The following is an 18,065-nucleotide window of genomic DNA, read 5'->3' as shown; positions in this document are numbered from 1 at the left end:
TGACAAATAATCTGAGCGTTTCGTAAGATGCCCTCACTTAGGATCTGTTCGCCCTACAGCACCCTCCCCGCAGACGAGATAAGAGAGAGACAAGCATGGCCAAAGCATTCGCCTCGCAAGCCGACCTGGAAGCCAAGAAGGTCACGTTCACCCAACTGTCGGAAAACACGTGGGCCTACACCGCCGAGGGCGACCCGAACTCGGGCGTCATCATCGGCGACGACGGCGTGATGATCGTCGACACGACGGCCACGCCCGCCATGGCGCAGGACCTGATCGCCAAGATCCGTACCATCACCGACAAGCCGATCAAGTACGTCGTGCTCTCGCACTACCACGCCGTGCGTGTGCTGGGCGCGTCGGCCTACTTCGCCGAAGGCGCACAGCAGATCATCGCCAGCCGCGGCACGTACGAGATGATCGTCGAGCGCGGCGAAGCCGACATGAAGTCGGAGATCGAGCGCTTCCCGCGTCTGTTCGCCGGTGTCGAGACGGTGCCCGGCCTCACATGGCCGACGCTCGTCTTCGAAAAGGAAATGACGCTGTTCCTCGGCAAGCTCGAAGTGAAGATCGCGCACCTCGGTTCGGGTCACACGAAGGGTGACACGGTGGTGTGGTTGCCTTCGCAGAAGGTGCTGTTCTCAGGCGACCTCGTCGAGTACGACGCCGCCTGCTACACCGGCGACGCACAACTCGCCGAATGGCCGGCCACGCTCGACGCCCTCGCAGCCCTCGGCGCTGAGAAGCTCGTGCCGGGTCGCGGCCCCGCGCTGACCACCCCCGACGAAGTCGCCAAGGGCCTCGCGTACACCAAGGATTTCGTGACGACGCTGTTCGAAGCCGGTAAGCAAGCCGTCGAACAGAAGCTCGACCTGAAGGGCGCGATGGCGCTTACGCGCAGCCAGATGGATCCGAAGTTCGGCCACGTCTTCATCTACGAACACTGCCTGCCGTTCGACGTGACGCGCGCGTTCGACGAAGCGTCCGGCATTACGCATCCGCGCATCTGGACGGCGCAGCGCGACAAGGAAATGTGGGCCGCGCTGCAGAACTGAGGACGCAGCGTTAGCTCCGGGCGCAGCCAGGCACGGTGCGCCCGCGGTAGCAATCAGCAGTCAAAGCAAAAGTAGAAAAACGTCACCCACCGACGCTTGCGCGCCGGTGCGGTGCCGACGATGGAGACTTTGCATGAGCAGCATCGATTACCAGCGCCTGACGTTCGAATACCGGTCGTGCGCCGAACAAAACGCGCACGCCGACCCCGTCACGCATCCCGTCATCGTAGTCGGTGCAGGTCCCGTCGGCCTCGCCACCGCCATCGACCTCGCGCAGCAGGGTGTGTCCGTGATCGTGCTCGACGACGATTGCACGCTCTCGAACGGCTCGCGCGCCATCTGCTTCGCCAAGCGCACGCTCGATATCTTCGACCGTCTGGGTTGCGGCGAGCGGATGGTGGAAAAAGGCGTGCGCTGGAACGTGGGCCGGGTATTCCTGCGCGATCAGGAGGTCTACAACTTCGATCTGTTGCCCGAAGCAGGCCATCATCGTCCGGCCTTCATCAACCTTCAGCAGTATTACGTCGAAGGCTATCTGTTCGAGCGCGCACGCGAACTGCCGAACATCGAGATTCGCTGGAAGAACAAGGTCGTCGGTCTCACGCAGCAGGGCACGCCCGGCTCGGCGGACGCGAGCGTCACGCTCACGGTCGAGACGCCGGACGGCGAGTACCAGACGACTGCGCGCTACGTCGTTGCGGCGGACGGCTCGCGCAGCCCCGTGCGCAAGCTGATCGGCGTCGACAGCCACGGACGCACGTTCAAGGACCGCTTCCTGATTGCCGACGTGAAGATGACGGCGGACTTCCCCGCCGAGCGCTGGTTCTGGTTCGATCCGCCGTTCCACCCGAATCAGTCGGTGTTGCTGCATCGTCAGCCGGACGACGTCTGGCGCATCGATTTCCAGTTGGGATGGGACGCCGACCCGGTCGCAGAGAAAGCCCCCGAGCGCGTCATCCCGCGCGTGCAGGCGTTGCTCGGCCCCGATGCGAAGTTCACGCTGGAATGGGTCAGCGTCTATACGTTCTCGTGTCTGCGCATGGACGACTTCCGTCACGCTCACGTGCTGTTCGCAGGCGACTCCGCGCACGGCGTGTCGCCGTTCGGCGCGCGCGGGGCCAATAGCGGTGTGCAGGACGCCGAGAACCTCGCGTGGAAGCTCGCGCTGGTGCTGGCCGGTCATGCACCCGACACGCTGCTCGACACGTACGCTCGCGAGCGTGAGTACGCCGCCGACGAGAACATCCGCAACTCCACGCGCTCCACCGATTTCATTACGCCGAAGAGCCCCGTGTCGCGCGTGTTCCGCGACGCCGTGCTGACGCTCGCCCGCGATCATGCGTTTGCGCGTCAACTGGTCAATAGCGGACGTCTGTCCGTGCCCGCCGTGTTGCACGAATCGACGCTGAACACCGCACAGACCGACGCCTTCGCCGGACGCATGACACCGGGCGCCGCTTGTGTCGATGCGCCGCTCGCGCGGCATCGTCAGGAGGGCTGGCTGCTGCCGCGTCTGGGCGGACGTTTCGTCGCGCTCGTGTTCGGTGCGCCTTCGTCGCTCGATGCGGCGTCGCTCGCCGCGCTCGAAGCCCTCGCGTCGGAGAGCGTGCCAGTGATACCGGTGTTCGTCACGCCGGATCTCGAAGCGGCATGCGATACCCACGACACGCACAGCATCTGGCACGACACGCAAGGCCTTGCCGCACAGCGTTACGACGCCGCGCCCGGCACGGTGTATCTGATTCGTCCCGACCAGCACGTGTGCGCGCGCTGGCGTTCGGTCGACGCGACGGCCATCGCCGCCGCACGCGAACGCGCGCTGGGACGCACCGCACCGGAAGTCGCGCCGCTGCAATGCGCAGCGTGAGTGCATAACGTCAATCCGACGACACAAGTCAAGCAGGCAGGAGGCACTTCATGGCACTCGATACTCAACCGCGACTGACGCGTCCCGACGACTTCTACGAAGCGCTCATCGACATGCATCGCGATCTCGACGAAGCGCAAAGTCAGGCGGCGAACGCGCAATTGATTCTGCTGCTCGCCGATCAGGTCGGCGATCACGACACGCTGCTCTCGGCGATTCGTCTTGCGCGCGCCGGGGCGCTCGGCAACGCAGCGCACTGAGCGTCAGCCATTCGGCTGCGTTAATGCAAAGGGGGCATCCGTAAACGGGTGCCCCCTTTGCTTGCGACGACGTTCGCCGTGTCTAATCGTTCATCAGCGTTACACCACCACCATCTGAGAGATCTTCTGCGCGGCCCGTTGCAGCGGTGCGAGGAATTTCGTTTCCATCTCGGCGGCCGACGTCCGGTTCGCCTGACCGCTGACGTTCATAGCGGCGATCACCTGCCCGCCGCGATTGCGGATCGGCGCAGCAATCGAGATCAGCCCCTCTTCCAGTTCCTGGTCGACGAGCGCCCAGCCCTTTGCGCGCACATCGAGAATTCGCGTGCGCAGCGTGTCGATGTCGGTGACGGTGCGTCGGGTGTGCTGGCGCAGGTCGGCGCGACGCAGGATGGCGTCGAGTTCGTCGTCCGGCAAAGCAGACAGCATCACGCGGCCCATTGATGTGCACCACGCTGGCAGGCGGCTGCCGATCGAGAGATTGATCGACATCACCTTGCGCACCGGCACCCGCAGCACGTAGACGATATCGTCGCCGTCGAGCACCGACGCGGAGCTACTTTCCTGCACCTCCTGGACCAGCGCCTCCATGAACGGCTCGGCCAGATTCCACAGCGGCATCGACGTCAGATACGAAAAGCCGAGATCGAGAATGCGCGGCGTCAGACGAAACAAACGCCCTTCGCTGCGCACATAACCCAGTGCTTCGAGCGTAAGCAGAATGCGGCGCGCCCCGGCCCGCGTGAGACCGGACGCCTGCGCCACTTCGGAGAGCGTCTGCGCCGGGCGCGTCGCGTTGAACGCCTTGACCACGGCCAGCCCGCGTGCAAACGACTGTACATAGGAGTCGCCCGGCTTCTTGTCGGTCGCATCGGGGGTGTCGTTCGTCGCTGGGGTCATTGGGTCGGTGAAAGTCGGAGAAAGTTGAGCTTTGCGTGAACGGCAAGCGTAATGGATTTGCGCCGCCGGTTCTACCGTGCGCATTCGTCCCCTGCTTCCATCTTGCTTCCGTCTCGCTTCCGTCCTTCTCAGGACCGTCTCACGCCGTGCGCATCGCAAAGACTCCGGGCAGCCCCTCGCTTGACGGCCAACGACGGAAGGCTTACGCTGTTCTTATAGCGAATATTTGTTCGCTATAAGAACATTATGCGCCAGACGATGCCGCCGCACAAGACGTCATCGCCCGGAGACAGCCGCCGCAAACGCGATTGCCTTAGCGCGTTCATCCGGTTGGAATGTGGATTTGCGAATTGACGGAAATGCCCAGGAGGCACGTGTGATCAACAAGATTTACGACTCGCTCGCCAGCGCTGTCGCGGACGTCCACGACGGCGCGACGATCATGATTGGCGGCTTCGGCAACGCCGGGATGCCCTCGGCGCTCATCGACGCGCTGATCGAACAAGGCGCCCGCGACCTGACCATCGTCAACAACAACGCCGGCAACGGCGAAACGGGTCTCGCCGCCCTGCTCAAGGCGGGGCGCGTGCGCAAGATCATTTGCTCGTTCCCGCGTCAGACCGACTCGCAGGTGTTCGACGGCCTTTACCGCGCTGGCAAGATCGAACTGGAACTGGTGCCGCAAGGCAACCTGGCCGAGCGCATTCGTGCCGCAGGCGCGGGCATCGGCGGGTTCTTCACACCGACCGGCTACGGCACGCTGCTTGCCGAAGGCAAGGAAACGCGTGTGATCGACGGCAAGTCGTACGTGCTCGAATCGCCCATCCACGCCGATTTCGCGCTTATCAAGGCGCTCAAGGGCGACCGCTGGGGCAACCTCGTGTATCGCAAGACCGCCCGCAACTTCGGTCCGATCATGGCCACGGCGGCGAAGTGCGCCATCGTTCAGGTGAGCGAAGTCGTCGAACTCGGCGCGCTGGATCCGGAAGCCGTGGTCACGCCCGGCATCTTCGTGCAGCGTGTGGTCGCCGTACCGTCCACCGCCGCCTGATCCCCATCTGAACCGGAGCAAGACATGAACCGACTGACCCGCGACCAGATGGCCGCCCGCGTCGCCCAGGATATTCCCGACGGCGCTTATGTGAACCTCGGCATCGGCCTGCCCACGGCAGTGGCCAATCACCTGCCCGCCGAGAAGGAAATCATTCTCCAAAGCGAGAACGGCGTGATCGGCATGGGCCCGGCCCCCGCCAAGGGCGAAGAGGACGAAGACCTCATCAACGCTGGCAAACAACCCGTCACCCTGAAGCCGGGCGGTGCGTACTTCCATCACGCCGACTCGTTCGCGATGATGCGCGGTGGCCACCTCGACTTCTGCGTGCTGGGCGCGTTCCAGGTTTCGAAGACCGGCGACCTCGCCAACTGGCACACGGGCGCGCCCGATGCGATTCCGGCCGTGGGCGGCGCGATGGACCTCGCGAGCGGCGCGAAGCAGGTGTTCGTGATGATGGAACACCAGACCAAGCAGGGCGAGAGCAAGATCGTCGAGCAATGCACGTATCCGCTCACCGGCGTGGGTTGCGTCACGCGCATCTACACCGACCTGGCGGTCATCGACGTGACGCCCGAAGGGCTGCGCGTCGTCGATATGGTCGAGGGCCTCGCGTTCGACGAACTACAACGCCTGACCGGTGTGACGCTGTTGCCCTCACCGGCCGTTGCCTGACACTGCGCAAGACACCTTCGCCGGGACATCCCATGATGTGACCGGCGATTTTTTTGACGTGAGCGCGCCCCCTGCCGTGTCCGGCCAGCCCCACGTCACACGTTCCATCCATTCGGTGAGGTAGTCAAATGAGTGAAGTCTTCATCTGCGACGCGATTCGCACCCCTATCGGCCGCTACGGCGGCGCACTGTCGTCGGTGCGCGCCGACGATCTCGGCGCGATCCCCCTCAAGGCGCTCATGGCGCGCAACGCGAACGTCGACTGGACGCAAGTCGCCGACGTGATCTACGGCTGCGCCAATCAGGCCGGCGAAGATAACCGCAACGTGGCGCGCATGTCGGCGCTGCTCGCGGGCCTGCCGCAGGACGTGCCGGGTGCCACGATCAACCGTCTGTGCGGCTCGGGCATGGACGCCATCGGCACCGCCGCGCGCGCCATCAAGGCAGGCGAAGCGGGTCTGATGATTGCGGGCGGCGTGGAAAGCATGAGCCGTGCGCCGTTCGTGATGGGCAAGGCAGCCAGCGCGTTTTCGCGTCAGGCGGAGATGTACGACACGACCATCGGCTGGCGTTTCGTCAATCCGCTCATGAAGGCGCAGTACGGGGTGGATTCGATGCCCGAGACGGGCGAGAACGTGGCGACCGATTTCGGCATCAGCCGCGAAGATCAGGATCGCTTTGCCGTGCGCTCGCAGGAGAAGGCGGCGCGCGCTCAGGCAAACGGCACGCTGGCCGAGGAAATCACACCGGTGTCCATTGCCCAGAAGAAGGGCGAAGCGATCCTCGTGGATCGCGACGAACATCCGCGTGCGACGAGCATGGAAGCGCTCGCCAGACTTAAGGGCGTGGTACGCCCTGATGGCACCGTGACCGCCGGTAACGCTTCTGGCGTCAACGACGGCGCCTGCGCTCTGCTGCTGGCAGACGAGGCGAGTGCGGCGCGCTATGGCCTGACGCCGCGTGCCCGTGTGTTGGGCATGGCGACGGCAGGTGTAGCACCGCGCATCATGGGCATCGGTCCGGCTCCCGCAACGCAAAAACTGCTCGCGCGGCTCGGTATGTCGCTCGATCAGTTCGACGTCATCGAACTTAACGAAGCGTTTGCGAGCCAGGGCCTGGCCGTGTTGCGCCAACTCGGCGTGGCCGACGACGATCTGCGCGTCAATCCGAACGGTGGCGCCATTGCGTTGGGCCATCCGCTCGGCATGAGCGGCGCACGTCTGGTGACGACGGCGATGTATCAGCTGCGGCGTACGGGTGGTCGCTTTGCGCTGTGTACGATGTGCATTGGGGTCGGCCAGGGCATCGCTATCGCCATCGAAGCGGTGTAATACGGCATCACCACCGATGTTCTCGGGCCGGGAGTGCGTGCGCTCACCGGTAAGTTCCGCCGCGCCGCTCCCGATGTCCCGCCCGCACGATCAGTGCGGGACGGGACGCTTCTGCCCAATGTCTCCTTCAGTCCTTCCTGTCATTCCTTAGCGTTCGCTGCTCAGACCGCCTTCGCCACGTCGCGCATCACGGCGTCGAAGAACTTGGCCTGTGCGTCGGCATCGCTGCGTGCGTAGGCACGGTTGATGCCGCTGATCACCGCACGAATCGAGGCCGTCGTCAGATTGGCGTCGATACCCACGCCGAACGCGCTGCCCACAATCGTTTCGCCCGCCATTTCCGCGATGGCGATGGCACGTGCGTCTGCGCCCTGCGTCAGTGCGCGCTCCTCGTAGTGCTGCACGCGAACCGGCGTGCGCATCGCGTTCATCAACGCGTCGAGCGGACCGTTACCGGCCCCCGACACCGTCGTGCGCTGGCCATGCACGTCGATGGTCACGGCGATGTGCTGGCGGCCGTCGCGCTCGGACAGCGTGTGCGCGACGTAAGCCACCGGATCCGTCGACGCCACGTATTCCTTCTGGAACAGTTGCCAGATCTGCGAGGCAGTGACTTCCGCGCCCGTCTCGTCCGTGTAGCGCTGCACGGCCGAGCTGAAGTCGACTTGCAGGCGACGCGGCATCTGCACGCCGTACGTCTGCTCCAGCAAGTAAGCGATGCCGCCCTTGCCCGACTGGCTATTCACGCGAATGATCGAGTCGTACGTGCGGCCAAGATCGCTCGGGTCGATGGGGAGATACGGCACTTCCCATACGGCATCCGACTTCTGCGCGGCGAGGCCCTTCTTGATGGCGTCCTGGTGCGAACCGGAGAACGCGGTGAACACGAGATCGCCGACATACGGATGACGCGGGTGCACCGGCAACTGCGTGCATTCTTCCGACGTGCGGGCGATTTCGTTGATGTTCGAGAAGTCGAGTCCCGGATCGACGCCCTGCGTGTACAGGTTCAGACCGAGCGTGACGAGATCGACGTTACCCGTGCGCTCGCCGTTGCCGAAGAGGCAGCCTTCGATGCGATCGGCCCCGGCCATCACGGCCAGCTCGGCGGCGGCGACCGCCGTGCCACGGTCGTTGTGTGGGTGGACGGAGAGAATCAGCGAGTCGCGACGCGCGAGGTTGCGGTGCATCCACTCGATCTGGTCGGCGTAGTAGTTCGGTGTGCCGATTTCGACGGTCGCGGGCAGGTTGACGATGCACTTGCGCTCAGGCGTCGGCTGCCATACGTCGAAGACGGCGTCGCACACTTCCTTGGCGAAATCGAGTTCGGTGCCCGTGAACGTCTCCGGGCTGTACTGCAACGTCCATTGCGTTTCGGGCGCGGCGTCGGCGCAGCGCTTGATCGTCTTCGCGGCGGACACGGCGAGCGCCTTGACGCCCGGCTGATCGAGATTGAAGACGATGCGGCGGAATTCGGGAGCCGTGGCGTTGTAGAGGTGAACGATGGCGCGCGGTGCGCCCTTGAGCGAAGCGAAGGTGCGTTCGATGAGGTCGTCGCGGGCTTGCGTGAGCACTTCGATGGTGACGTCGTCGGGAATGTGACCGCCTTCGATCAGCTCGCGCACGAAGTTGAAATCGGTGTCGGAGGCCGACGGGAACGCCACTTCGATTTCCTTGAAGCCGATGGCGACGAGCGTCTTGAACATGCGCATCTTGCGCTGAGCGTCCATCGGCTCGAAGAGCGCCTGATTGCCGTCGCGCAGATCGGTGCTCATCCAGATCGGGGCACGCGTGATGGTGCGGCTCGGCCATTGTCGGTCGGGAATGTTGACCGGGTTGAACGGGCGGTACTTCGTAGCGGGGTTCTTCAACATGGCGGTATCTCGATTGTCAGCAAAAGTGTCAACCGGACGACGCACAGACGCAGATAAGCTACGACCTCCGGTTGGATGAACCGGGGCTCAGGTCGGCGTAACTGGGGAAAATCAGCGGTGCTTCAGTGAGGAATTCAGACGATGCACGCGCGCAGCAACGGACCAAGCCCGGTGGAGCGGGCTAGTAGTCGTAGCGAGAGGGAGAATTGCGCGGTGATCATGTGGCACATGAAATCACAGATTTTCGGACGCTGTCAACCATGATGTGTCGCCTCGCGAGTTTCCCACGACATGAAATGGGCGCCGTCGCCGATCGGGACGCATTGCCGCCATCAAAGCGGCACGGCCGACGTGCACTTGATCTCGTCGAGACAGACGCTCGACTTCACCGCGCTCACGCCGGGGATGCGCATCAGCGTATCGAGCAGAAACTCGGACAGCGCCTTCAGATCGCGCGCCACGACTTTGAGCACGTAGTCGATGTCGCCCGTCACGGAAAAGCACTCCTGAATCTGCGCGAGTTCCGCGACCAGTCCCTTGAAGTTCGACAGGTCGCGGATATGGCCGCGCTCCATCGTCACGTGGACGAACGCGACCACGCTGAAGCCGAGCCGTTGCGCGTCGAGCCGGGTGTCGTAGCCCTTGATCACGCCCATTTCTTCGAGACGCCGATGACGCCGCAGCGTCTGCGCGGGCGAAAGCTTGATCGCTTCGGCCAGTTCGAGATTCGAAATCCGTCCGTGGCTCTGCAATATCCCCAACAAGCGTACGTCAATCCGATCAATTTCAATGCTCTGCATTTTTATTTCCCATCAATGCCGATTTACGAAATATTAGTGCATAACCTAGGGTTTCCCTAGCGCATTTACGAAATCCTATTTTGCGCCGACGCACTTACACTGCCCCTGATGAAATGACGAAAATGGGCGAGAAACACTTGCAACAGCAAGGATTTCGACGAACGGAACCCGCGGATTGCGATTACCCGACCCACCGGTCGATAAAGCACAATTTTGTTGCACGATCCGAAGTCGTCTGTATTGGCCGGGACGTCACCTCCGGCCGGCCCATGCGTCCAACGAATCTGTCATCCCTGCAAATCACTTCACCCAGCCGAGACGATCATGGCCGACCTGTTTGAAAATCCGATGCAATTGATGGGCTTCGAATTCGTGGAATTCGCTTCGCCTACGCCGAACGTCCTAGAACCCATTTTCGAACAGATGGGCTTCACGCTCGTGGCGCGTCACCGCTCGAAAGACGTGGTGCTGTACCGTCAGGGCGAGGTCAACTTCATCGTGAACCGCGAGCCGAACAGCGAAGCGGCCTACTTCGCCGCCGAGCACGGCCCGAGCGCCTGCGGCATGGCCTTCCGCGTGAAGGACTCGCACAAGGCCTACGCCCGCGCGCTGGAACTCGGCGCACAGCCCGTCGAGATCGAAACCGGTCCGATGGAACTGCGTCTGCCGGCAATCAAGGGCATTGGCGGCGCGCCGCTGTATCTGATCGACCGCTTCGAAGAAGGCAAGTCGATCTATGACATCGACTTCGAGTACATCGAAGGCGTCGACCGTCACCCGGTCGGTCACGGGCTGCGCCTGATCGATCACCTCACGCACAACGTCTATCGTGGCCGCATGGCTTACTGGGCCAATTTCTACGAGAAGCTGTTCAACTTCCGCGAGATTCGCTACTTCGACATTTCGGGCGAATACACCGGCCTGACCTCCAAGGCGATGACCGCCCCCGATGGTAAAATCCGCATTCCCCTGAACGAGGAATCGGCCAAGGGCAGCGGCCAGATCGAGGAATTCCTGATGGCCTTCAACGGTGAAGGCATTCAACACATCGCCTTCCTCACCGACAACCTGCTTCAGGTCATCGACAACCTGCAAATGGCAGGCGTCGATCTCATGACCGCGCCGAACGACTTCTACTACGATGCGCTCGAGACCCGTCTGCCGGGTCACGGTCAGCCGGTGGGCGAACTGAAGGCGCGCGGCATTCTGCTCGACGGTACGACCGAGAACGGCAAGCCGCGTCTGCTGTTGCAGATCTTCTCGAAGACGCTGCTCGGCCCGGTGTTCTTCGAGTTCATCCAGCGCGAAGGCGACGACGGCTTCGGCGAAGGCAACTTCAAGGCGCTGTTCGAATCGCTTGAGCGCGACCAGATCGAGCGCGGCACGCTCAAGGTCTGAGTTCCGGGGAGACAAGATCGTCCGCTCGCACGGACGATCCCAAAGGACACGGCGATGGCGCCATAAGCGCCGCGCCGTGGCGGCTCAACGCTTCCGGTTCGTGCTCACCGCATGAAAACAGAGAAGCGCGTCGCGTGAATACGAAGGTAGGGTAAGGAACAGACATGTCCGCCAACGCAGCAAAAGATGGCTCGCTCCACCGCGGCCTGAAGAATCGTCACATCCAATTGATCGCGCTCGGTGGCGCGATCGGCACCGGCCTCTTTCTCGGCATCGCTCAAACCATCAAAACCGCTGGCCCCTCAGTCTTGCTGGGCTACGCCATTGCGGGCGTCGTCGCGTTTTTCATCATGCGCCAACTCGGTGAAATGGTCGTGGACGAACCCGTTGCCGGGTCGTTCAGCTACTTCGCCAACAAGTATTGCGGTCAGTTCGCGGGCTTCGTCTCCGGCTGGAATTACTGGGTGCTTTACGTCCTCGTCTCGATGGCCGAACTCTCCGCCGTCGGGATCTACGTTCAGTACTGGTGGCCCGGCATTCCCACGTGGGTCTCGGCGCTCGTTTGTTTCGGCGTCATCAACGCCATCAACCTCTCCAGCGTGAAGTCGTATGGCGAGATGGAGTTCTGGTTCTCCATCGTCAAAGTCGCCGCCATCGTCGGCATGATCGGCTTCGGCGGTTATCTGCTCTTCTCCGGCAATGCAGGTCCGCAAGCGAGCGTCGCCAACCTGTGGCAACACGGCGGCTTCTTCCCGAATGGCGTGTCGGGCCTCGTCATGGCGATGGCGGTCATCATGTTCTCGTTCGGCGGGCTTGAGCTGGTCGGCATTACGGCGGCGGAAGCGGACGACCCGTCGCGCACCATTCCGCGCGCGACCAATCAGGTCATCTACCGCATTCTGATTTTCTACGTCGGCGCACTCGGCGTGCTGCTCTCGCTGTATCCGTGGGAAAAGGTGGTCTCCGGCGGTAGCCCGTTCGTGCTGATCTTCCATGAACTGAACAGCAACTTCGTCGCGCACGTACTCAACGCCGTGGTGTTGACCGCTGCGCTGTCCGTCTACAACAGTTGCGTGTATTGCAACAGCCGCATGCTGTACGGTCTGGCCGGTCAGGGCAATGCGCCGCGCGCGCTGCTCAAGGTCAACTCGCGCGGTATTCCGCTGACCGCCCTTGGCGTCTCGGCAGTCGCAACGGCCGTGTGCGTGGTGATCAACTACTTCATGCCGGGCAAGGCGTTCGAACTGCTGATGGGCCTGGTCGTGTCGGCCCTGATCATCAACTGGGCAATGATCAGCGTGATCCATCTTGCTTTCCGTCGTGCCAAGGCACGCGCTGGCGAGACCACGTTTTTCAGGAGCCTCGGCTACCCGTTCACGAACTACCTGTGTCTGGCGTTCCTCGCAGGCATTCTGGTCGTGATGTATCTGATCCCGGATCTGCGCATCTCCGTGTATCTGATCCCGGTGTGGCTGGTCGTGCTGGCCGTCGGCTACCGTCTGCGTCAGAAAAACGCGGCCACGGCGGTGCCGGTCAGCGCAGCGCGCTAAATCGATCAACGTCGCACGCCGGGCTTTCGACGCCCGGCGTACACCCGGCAGTGCCGCACTAGCGGTATCATCGGAAGTTACCCATCGTTATTCCATCGCTATTCCAGGAACTGCCATGTTCGAACACATCGATGCCTATCCCGGTGACCCGATCCTCTCGCTCAACGAGAATTTCGCGAAAGATCCGCGTACCAACAAGGTCAACCTGAGCATCGGCATCTATTACGACGACGCTGGCCGCCTGCCGGTCATGAACGCGGTTCGTCAGGCCGAAGCGCTGCTGCTGGCCGAAGTCGGTCCGAAGCCGTATCTGCCGATGGCTGGCTTTGCCAACTACCGCGACGCCGTGCAGGGTCTCGTGTTCGGCGAAGACTCGCCCGCGCGCAAGAACGGCAGCATCGCCACCGTGCAGACGCTCGGCGGCTCCGGCGCCCTGAAGGTGGGTGCAGATTTCATCAAGCGTTACTTCCCTGGCTCGCAAGTGTGGGTGAGCGATCCGACGTGGGATAACCATCGCTTCATCTTCGAGCGCGCCGGTTTCACCGTGAATACGTATCCGTATTACGACGAGGCGACCGGCGGCCTGCAATTCGAAGCGATGGTCGACGCCATCGACAAGCTGCCTGCACGTAGCGTCGTTCTGCTGCACGCTTGCTGCCACAACCCGACCGGCGTCGATCTGAACGATGCACAATGGGTGCAACTGATCGAAGTGCTCAAGAAGCGCGAACTGCTGCCCTTCGTCGACATGGCATATCAGGGTTTCGGCTCGGGCATCGAGGCCGACGCCTTCGTGATTCGCGAACTGGCGCGTCAGGGCCTGCCCGCATTCGTCGCCAACTCGTTCTCGAAGAACTTCTCGCTGTACGGCGAGCGTTGCGGCGGCCTGTCGGTCATCTGCGAATCGTCGGAAGCTGCCGATCGCGTGCTGGGCCAGTTGACGAGCGCCGTGCGCTCGAACTACAGCAATCCGCCCACGCACGGCGCGAAAATCGTCGCCAAGGTGCTGAGCACGCCGGATCTGCGCAAGTCGTGGGAAGAAGAGCTTGCGGCCATGTGCCAGCGCATCACGCGCATGCGCGGCGCGATTCACGACGGTCTGCGCGGCCATGTGCCGGACAACATGCTCTCGCGTTATCTGGAACAGCGCGGCATGTTCACGTACACGGGGCTGACGGCCGCACAGGTCGACGTGCTGCGTGAAGCCCACGGCGTCTATCTGATCCGCTCTGGCCGCATGTGCGTGGCCGGGTTGAACGAGAGCAATGTGGCTGTGGTGGCCGAGAGCATCGCCAAGGTGCTGAACGGCTGAGCTTGCGCTCACCGACGAAAAAAGGGACGGCGATGCCGTCCCTTTTTCATTGGCGCGACGAAAGGCTTACGACGCCTTCTTCAGGAATTCAAGCAAATCCGCGTTCACCTTGTCCGCCTCGACCGTGCACATGCCGTGCGCGCCCCCCGGGTAGATCTTCAGCGTTGCGTTCTTGACGATCTGCGCGGTGAGCTTGCCCGAAGCGTCGATCGGCACGATCTGATCGTCGTCGCCATGCAGCACGAGCGTCGGCACATCGATCTTCTTCAGGTCTTCGGTGTAATCGACCTCCGAGAACTCCTTCACGCACAGGTACTGGCCGAGGTGCGAACCCCACATGCCCTGCGCCCAGAAGGCGTCGATCACGCCCTGCGATTTCTTGGCGTTCGAACGGTTGTAGCCGTAGAACGGAACCGCCAGATCCTGATAGAACTGCGAACGATTGGCCGCGACATTTGCGCGAATTTCGTCGAACACACCGATCGGCAGACCGCCCGGGTTCTTGTCCGACTTGAGCATGACGGGTGGCACGGCACCGATGAGCACGGCCTGCGCCGCGCGCTTCGTGCCGTGACGGCCAAGGTAATGCGCGACTTCGCCACCGCCGGTCGAATGGCCGACGAACGTCGCGTCGTGCAGATCGAGATGCTCGACGAGGGCGGCGAGGTCGTCGGCGTAGGTGTCCATGTCGTTGCCGGTGCCCGGTTGATCCGAGCGACCGTGCCCCCGTCGGTCGTGCGCGATCACGCGATAGCCGTGCTGCACCAGAAACAGCATTTGTGCGTCCCAGGCGTCGGCGCTCAGCGGCCAGCCGTGGGAGAACACGACCGGTCGGCCCTTGCCCCAGTCCTTGTAGAAAATCGCGGTGCCATCCTTCGTCTTGAACGTGCTCATGGTGTCATCCTTGAGTGAGGGGGAGTTCGTGCACCGGCAAGAAGGTCGGCGCGAGCGAAGGCTTTTAATTTAAGGCGTCGATGAGCGCCGTTACAAGGTGAGATTTTTTGATGCGCGCGTGAGTAACATTCACGAAACCTGTCCCATGGCTGTCATGAAGTTCGGAGCCCTCAGGGTCCGGCACAACTGCGCTGCATGCAACGACGTCGACGGTGCACGCGCCAGCACGTCCGCACGCTTGGCGTTATATTGGGCGTCCCGCGGCGCTGTTGGCCGCTCATCCCGAATGCGTCGATCCCCATGTCCGATCAATCCGCCGAGTTGTCCCAGTTTCCGATCACGCGCAAGTGGCCTGCCGCGCACCCGGAACGTCTGCAACTGTATTCGCTGCCCACGCCCAACGGCGTGAAGGTGTCGATCATGCTCGAAGAAATCGGGCTGCCGTACGAGGTGCATCTGGTCAATTTCCAGACCAACGATCAGCTCACGCCGGAATTCCTCTCGCTCAACCCGAACAACAAGATTCCCGCGATCCTCGATCCGAACGGTCCCGGTGGCAAGCCGCTGCCGCTGTTCGAGTCGGGCGCGATCCTCTGGTACCTCGCCGAGAAGACCGGCAAGCTGCTGCCCGTCGATCCGGCCGCGCGTTACGAGACGCTGCAATGGGTGATGTTCCAGATGGGCGGCGTCGGCCCGATGTTCGGCCAGTTGGGCTTCTTCAACAAGTTTGCAGGCAAGGACTACGAGGACAAGCGTCCGCGCGAGCGTTACGTCGCCGAGTCGAAGCGCCTGCTCGCCGTGCTCGATGCGCGTCTGGCCGACCACCAGTGGCTGATTGGCGACGAATACACCATCGCCGATATCGCCACGTTCCCGTGGGTTCGCAATCTCGTCGGCTTCTATGAGGCGGGCGATCTCGTTGGCTTCGATCAGTTCAAGCACGTGCAGCGCGCGCTGGGGGCATTTGTGGCGCGTCCGGCGGTGATTCGCGGGCTGGAGATTCCGAAGCGTCCTGCCTGAGCGCGGCGTGATTTGACGTGACGTGCGACCCGCGACGCCCAAAAAAGACCGGTGCATCGAGACGACGCACCGGTTTGAGATCGCGATGTTGCACGAGGAGGTACGCCCCCGCGGGACGTCGGACCGACGACCCGGCGGGTACAGCCATGAGGTACTCGTTGCGGATCGGACGGTTCTCGAAGTAGCACTCCAGGATTTCACGCGTACCGGCGGCGTAACGTGTCTGCGCCGACAGGCTCGTGCCCGAGATGTGCGGGGTCATGCTGTGGTGCGGCATGCTGCGCCACGGGTGATCGGACGGTGCCGGTCGCGGGAACCAGACGTCGCCGCCGTAGCCCGCGAGCTGGCCGCTTTCGAGCGCCGCCGCGACGGCGTCGCGGTCGCACAGCTTGCCGCGCTCCGTGTTGATCAGGTACGCGCCGCGCTTGAAGTGCTTCAGGCTGTCGGCGTTGATCATGTGCTCCGTTTCCGGGTGCAGCGGGCAGTTCAGCGTGACCACGTCGCACACCTTGGCAAGGCTCTCAAGGCTCGTGTGATGCGTGAGGTTGAGTTCCTTCTCGACCGATTCCGGCAGACGGTGACGATCGAGGTAGTGCAGATGCGTGCCGAACGGCTTCATCAGCCGCAGCACGCGCAAGCCGATACGCCCTGCTGCCACCGTGCCCAGATCGTACGAGCGCTCGACGCAGTCGGCGATGTTCCAGCCGTCCTTGCTCGAGGTCACGACGAGTTCGTGGCCGTTCGATTCGAGATACTTGCGCAGCCCCAGTTCGCCCGACACGCTACCGAGCAACGCGCGCGGCTGGAAGTCGATGGCACGCGGCGTGGGCAGCGTCTGGCCATCGGGGTAGCACTCGATCTTCGGCAGATCGTCGCGGGCGTAGGTCTTCGGGTAGCCGGTAACGGGGTCGTCGTACAGTACACAAACAATCTTGGCCATGGTGTCTCGCTCCTGAAGGGTTATCTGCAAGATGTCTGCTTGGCGACGCTGGCGTCGTTAGCGTCGCTGCATTGAGGCCAATAATCGGTGTATGCGTTTCGTCTGGAAAATCGTTCTGACCGATCGGTTGATCGGCCAGACCTATCAAAGCGATGTGGATGACGCGCGGTGACGTCAGACGTCGCCAGACGGTGCACGTGCGCGAAGGTGCCAGCATGCCGAGGTGAAGCGCACCTCGCCCTGCGCGACGAATGGCGCGTAGGCGTCGACGATCGCGTCTACGACGTGCGCCCGCTTTGCCGGATCGAGACCGGCCAGCGCCAGTCCTACTGGCCCGAGACGCGACGCGTAATCGCGCAAGTCGGCCTGCGCGAACGTGCAGTCGAAGTGCACGGGCTCAAGCCGGACATCCTCCCACCCTGCCGAAGACAAGATGGACGCGACGCGCTCGCGATCCGCGAAGCCGAACTGTCCCGGCGCACCCGGCTGTCGGGGCGGCAGACCGGAGAACAATGGCGCGGCGGCACGCTCGGCCACGGTCATGAACGGATTCTCCGACGGGCCTCGCCACACGAGCGCGTGGAGCGCCGCCCCCGGGCGAGCGCACGCGCGCAAATTTGTGAAGGCGGCGACAGGATCGTCGAAGAACATGACGCCAAGTCGAGAGACGATGAGATCGAAGTGCGCTTGCGCAAACCCATGCGTCTGCACATCGGCGCAAAGAAACTCGACCGGCGCACGCGCATGGGCTGCGCGCGTGCGCGCCGTCTCGATCATCGGTGCGGAGATGTCGGCCCCCGTGAGTTGCCAGGAACGGCCCAGCGCGGTGGACAACGCGAGCGTTGCGCCGCCTGTGCCGCATCCGACGTCGAGCAGGCGCCCCGAAGGCGTTTGTTGCGCAACTTCGCGCGCGCGGTCGATAAGAAACCGCGCGAGCGGCAGGAACATCTGGTCGAGCGCGGCACGGTTGTCCACCCATGCACTGCCCGAGCGGCCGTTCCAGAGTTCGGACTGGTCGTGATTGGCGTTGTCGGTCATTTGGCATCTCTCATGTCGATACGATGGAGGCGCATGCCAATGCGGACGTCGGTCGATCCCCGCGATGTCCCGAACTTCCCCCGGCATGGCGCATGTCGTG

The 18,065-nt window shown here is 63.0% G+C and carries 16 protein-coding genes; 10 read left to right on the top strand and 6 right to left on the bottom strand.

The window, feature by feature from the left end; all coding sequences use genetic code 11:
- Positions 1–95 precede the first annotated feature (95 nt).
- From MB84_RS03680 to MB84_RS03670, 3 genes are all read left to right on the top strand, one after another.
- Positions 96–1,055, top strand: a complete 960-nt coding sequence (locus MB84_RS03680; protein ID WP_046290800.1) for an MBL fold metallo-hydrolase — start codon at positions 96–98, stop codon at positions 1,053–1,055.
- Between the two features lie 133 nt (positions 1,056–1,188).
- Positions 1,189–2,922, top strand: coding sequence for an FAD-dependent oxidoreductase (locus tag MB84_RS03675; RefSeq protein ID WP_046290799.1), 1,734 nt, complete (start codon positions 1,189–1,191; stop codon positions 2,920–2,922).
- Between the two features lie 50 nt (positions 2,923–2,972).
- Entirely contained in the window at positions 2,973–3,182 is a 210-nt protein-coding gene (locus MB84_RS03670; protein ID WP_046290798.1) for a DUF2783 domain-containing protein, read from the top strand.
- A 99-nt stretch (positions 3,183–3,281) separates the two neighbouring features.
- Here the strand turns inward: MB84_RS03670 and MB84_RS03665 are convergent, their stop codons facing one another.
- Complete coding sequence (locus tag MB84_RS03665; RefSeq protein ID WP_046290797.1) at positions 3,282–4,082, bottom strand: IclR family transcriptional regulator; 801 nt, start codon at positions 4,080–4,082, stop codon at positions 3,282–3,284.
- Between the two features lie 376 nt (positions 4,083–4,458).
- Between MB84_RS03665 and MB84_RS03660 the strand changes: the two genes are divergently transcribed.
- The 3 genes from MB84_RS03660 (at position 4,459) to pcaF (ending at position 7,139) form a co-directional block, all read left to right on the top strand.
- Entirely contained in the window at positions 4,459–5,133 is a 675-nt protein-coding gene (locus MB84_RS03660; RefSeq protein ID WP_046290796.1) for a 3-oxoacid CoA-transferase subunit A, read from the top strand.
- Positions 5,134–5,157: 24 nt separating this feature from the next.
- Entirely contained in the window at positions 5,158–5,808 is a 651-nt protein-coding gene (locus MB84_RS03655; RefSeq protein WP_046290795.1) for a 3-oxoacid CoA-transferase subunit B, read from the top strand.
- Between the two features lie 128 nt (positions 5,809–5,936).
- On the top strand, positions 5,937–7,139 hold the full coding sequence (gene pcaF / locus MB84_RS03650; RefSeq protein ID WP_046290794.1) for a 3-oxoadipyl-CoA thiolase: 1,203 nt from the start codon (positions 5,937–5,939) through the stop codon (positions 7,137–7,139).
- Between the two features lie 161 nt (positions 7,140–7,300).
- On the opposite strand, the gene leuA is transcribed toward pcaF, so the two are convergent.
- Both leuA and MB84_RS03640 read right to left on the bottom strand, forming a co-directional pair.
- Positions 7,301–9,013 carry a 2-isopropylmalate synthase gene (gene leuA, locus MB84_RS03645; RefSeq protein ID WP_046290793.1) on the bottom strand — a complete coding sequence of 571 codons (1,713 nt, stop codon included), beginning with the start codon at positions 9,011–9,013 and terminating at the stop codon, positions 7,301–7,303.
- 332 nt (positions 9,014–9,345) lie between these two features.
- Positions 9,346–9,813: an Lrp/AsnC family transcriptional regulator gene (locus tag MB84_RS03640; protein ID WP_046290792.1), complete on the bottom strand. Its 468-nt coding sequence runs from the start codon at positions 9,811–9,813 to the stop codon at positions 9,346–9,348.
- 324 nt (positions 9,814–10,137) lie between these two features.
- Between MB84_RS03640 and hppD the strand changes: the two genes are divergently transcribed.
- The 3 genes from hppD (at position 10,138) to MB84_RS03625 (ending at position 14,073) form a co-directional block, all read left to right on the top strand.
- Positions 10,138–11,211 carry a 4-hydroxyphenylpyruvate dioxygenase gene (gene hppD / locus MB84_RS03635; protein ID WP_039395888.1) on the top strand — a complete coding sequence of 358 codons (1,074 nt, stop codon included), beginning with the start codon at positions 10,138–10,140 and terminating at the stop codon, positions 11,209–11,211.
- Positions 11,212–11,375: 164 nt separating this feature from the next.
- Positions 11,376–12,761: an amino acid permease gene (locus MB84_RS03630; RefSeq protein ID WP_046290791.1), complete on the top strand. Its 1,386-nt coding sequence runs from the start codon at positions 11,376–11,378 to the stop codon at positions 12,759–12,761.
- Between the two features lie 115 nt (positions 12,762–12,876).
- Positions 12,877–14,073, top strand: a complete 1,197-nt coding sequence (locus tag MB84_RS03625; RefSeq protein ID WP_046290790.1) for an amino acid aminotransferase — start codon at positions 12,877–12,879, stop codon at positions 14,071–14,073.
- Positions 14,074–14,139: 66 nt separating this feature from the next.
- On the opposite strand, the gene MB84_RS03620 is transcribed toward MB84_RS03625, so the two are convergent.
- Complete coding sequence (locus tag MB84_RS03620) at positions 14,140–14,967, bottom strand: alpha/beta fold hydrolase (protein WP_046290789.1); 828 nt, start codon at positions 14,965–14,967, stop codon at positions 14,140–14,142.
- A 300-nt stretch (positions 14,968–15,267) separates the two neighbouring features.
- Here MB84_RS03620 and MB84_RS03615 point away from each other — a divergent pair, with 300 nt between their 5' ends.
- Positions 15,268–15,987: a glutathione S-transferase N-terminal domain-containing protein gene (locus MB84_RS03615; RefSeq protein ID WP_046293372.1), complete on the top strand. Its 720-nt coding sequence runs from the start codon at positions 15,268–15,270 to the stop codon at positions 15,985–15,987.
- On the opposite strand, the gene MB84_RS03610 is transcribed toward MB84_RS03615, so the two are convergent.
- Both MB84_RS03610 and MB84_RS03605 read right to left on the bottom strand, forming a co-directional pair.
- On the bottom strand, positions 15,902–16,927 hold the full coding sequence (locus MB84_RS03610) for an NAD(P)-dependent oxidoreductase (RefSeq protein WP_052652916.1): 1,026 nt from the start codon (positions 16,925–16,927) through the stop codon (positions 15,902–15,904). The genes MB84_RS03615 and MB84_RS03610 overlap by 86 nt on opposite strands.
- A gap of 174 nt (positions 16,928–17,101) precedes the next feature.
- Positions 17,102–17,965 carry a class I SAM-dependent methyltransferase gene (locus tag MB84_RS03605; RefSeq protein ID WP_046290788.1) on the bottom strand — a complete coding sequence of 288 codons (864 nt, stop codon included), beginning with the start codon at positions 17,963–17,965 and terminating at the stop codon, positions 17,102–17,104.
- Between the last annotated feature and the right edge of the window lie 100 nt (positions 17,966–18,065).

The sequence above is a fragment of the Pandoraea oxalativorans genome (assembly GCF_000972785.3).
Taxonomy (GTDB): Bacteria; Pseudomonadota; Gammaproteobacteria; order Burkholderiales; family Burkholderiaceae; genus Pandoraea; species Pandoraea oxalativorans.
This window is presented reverse-complemented; position numbering and strand designations above follow the sequence as displayed.

Excerpts from the sequence above, each read along its gene's own strand:
- MB84_RS03620 (WP_046290789.1), bottom strand. The coding sequence starts at position 14,967 with ATGAGCACGTTCAAGACGAAGGATGGCACCGCGATTTTCTACAAGGAC.
- MB84_RS03665 (WP_046290797.1), bottom strand. The coding sequence starts at position 4,082 with ATGACCCCAGCGACGAACGACACCCCCGATGCGACCGACAAGAAGCCG.
- leuA (WP_046290793.1), bottom strand. The coding sequence starts at position 9,013 with ATGTTGAAGAACCCCGCTACGAAGTACCGCCCGTTCAACCCGGTCAAC.
- hppD (WP_039395888.1), top strand. The coding sequence starts at position 10,138 with ATGGCCGACCTGTTTGAAAATCCGATGCAATTGATGGGCTTCGAATTC.
- MB84_RS03605 (WP_046290788.1), bottom strand. The coding sequence starts at position 17,965 with ATGACCGACAACGCCAATCACGACCAGTCCGAACTCTGGAACGGCCGC.
- MB84_RS03615 (WP_046293372.1), top strand. The coding sequence starts at position 15,268 with ATGTCCGATCAATCCGCCGAGTTGTCCCAGTTTCCGATCACGCGCAAG.
- MB84_RS03630 (WP_046290791.1), top strand. The coding sequence starts at position 11,376 with ATGTCCGCCAACGCAGCAAAAGATGGCTCGCTCCACCGCGGCCTGAAG.
- MB84_RS03640 (WP_046290792.1), bottom strand. The coding sequence starts at position 9,813 with ATGCAGAGCATTGAAATTGATCGGATTGACGTACGCTTGTTGGGGATA.
- pcaF (WP_046290794.1), top strand. The coding sequence starts at position 5,937 with ATGAGTGAAGTCTTCATCTGCGACGCGATTCGCACCCCTATCGGCCGC.
- MB84_RS03680 (WP_046290800.1), top strand. The coding sequence starts at position 96 with ATGGCCAAAGCATTCGCCTCGCAAGCCGACCTGGAAGCCAAGAAGGTC.
- MB84_RS03625 (WP_046290790.1), top strand. The coding sequence starts at position 12,877 with ATGTTCGAACACATCGATGCCTATCCCGGTGACCCGATCCTCTCGCTC.
- MB84_RS03670 (WP_046290798.1), top strand. The coding sequence starts at position 2,973 with ATGGCACTCGATACTCAACCGCGACTGACGCGTCCCGACGACTTCTAC.
- MB84_RS03655 (WP_046290795.1), top strand. The coding sequence starts at position 5,158 with ATGAACCGACTGACCCGCGACCAGATGGCCGCCCGCGTCGCCCAGGAT.
- MB84_RS03610 (WP_052652916.1), bottom strand. The coding sequence starts at position 16,927 with ATGGCCAAGATTGTTTGTGTACTGTACGACGACCCCGTTACCGGCTAC.
- MB84_RS03675 (WP_046290799.1), top strand. The coding sequence starts at position 1,189 with ATGAGCAGCATCGATTACCAGCGCCTGACGTTCGAATACCGGTCGTGC.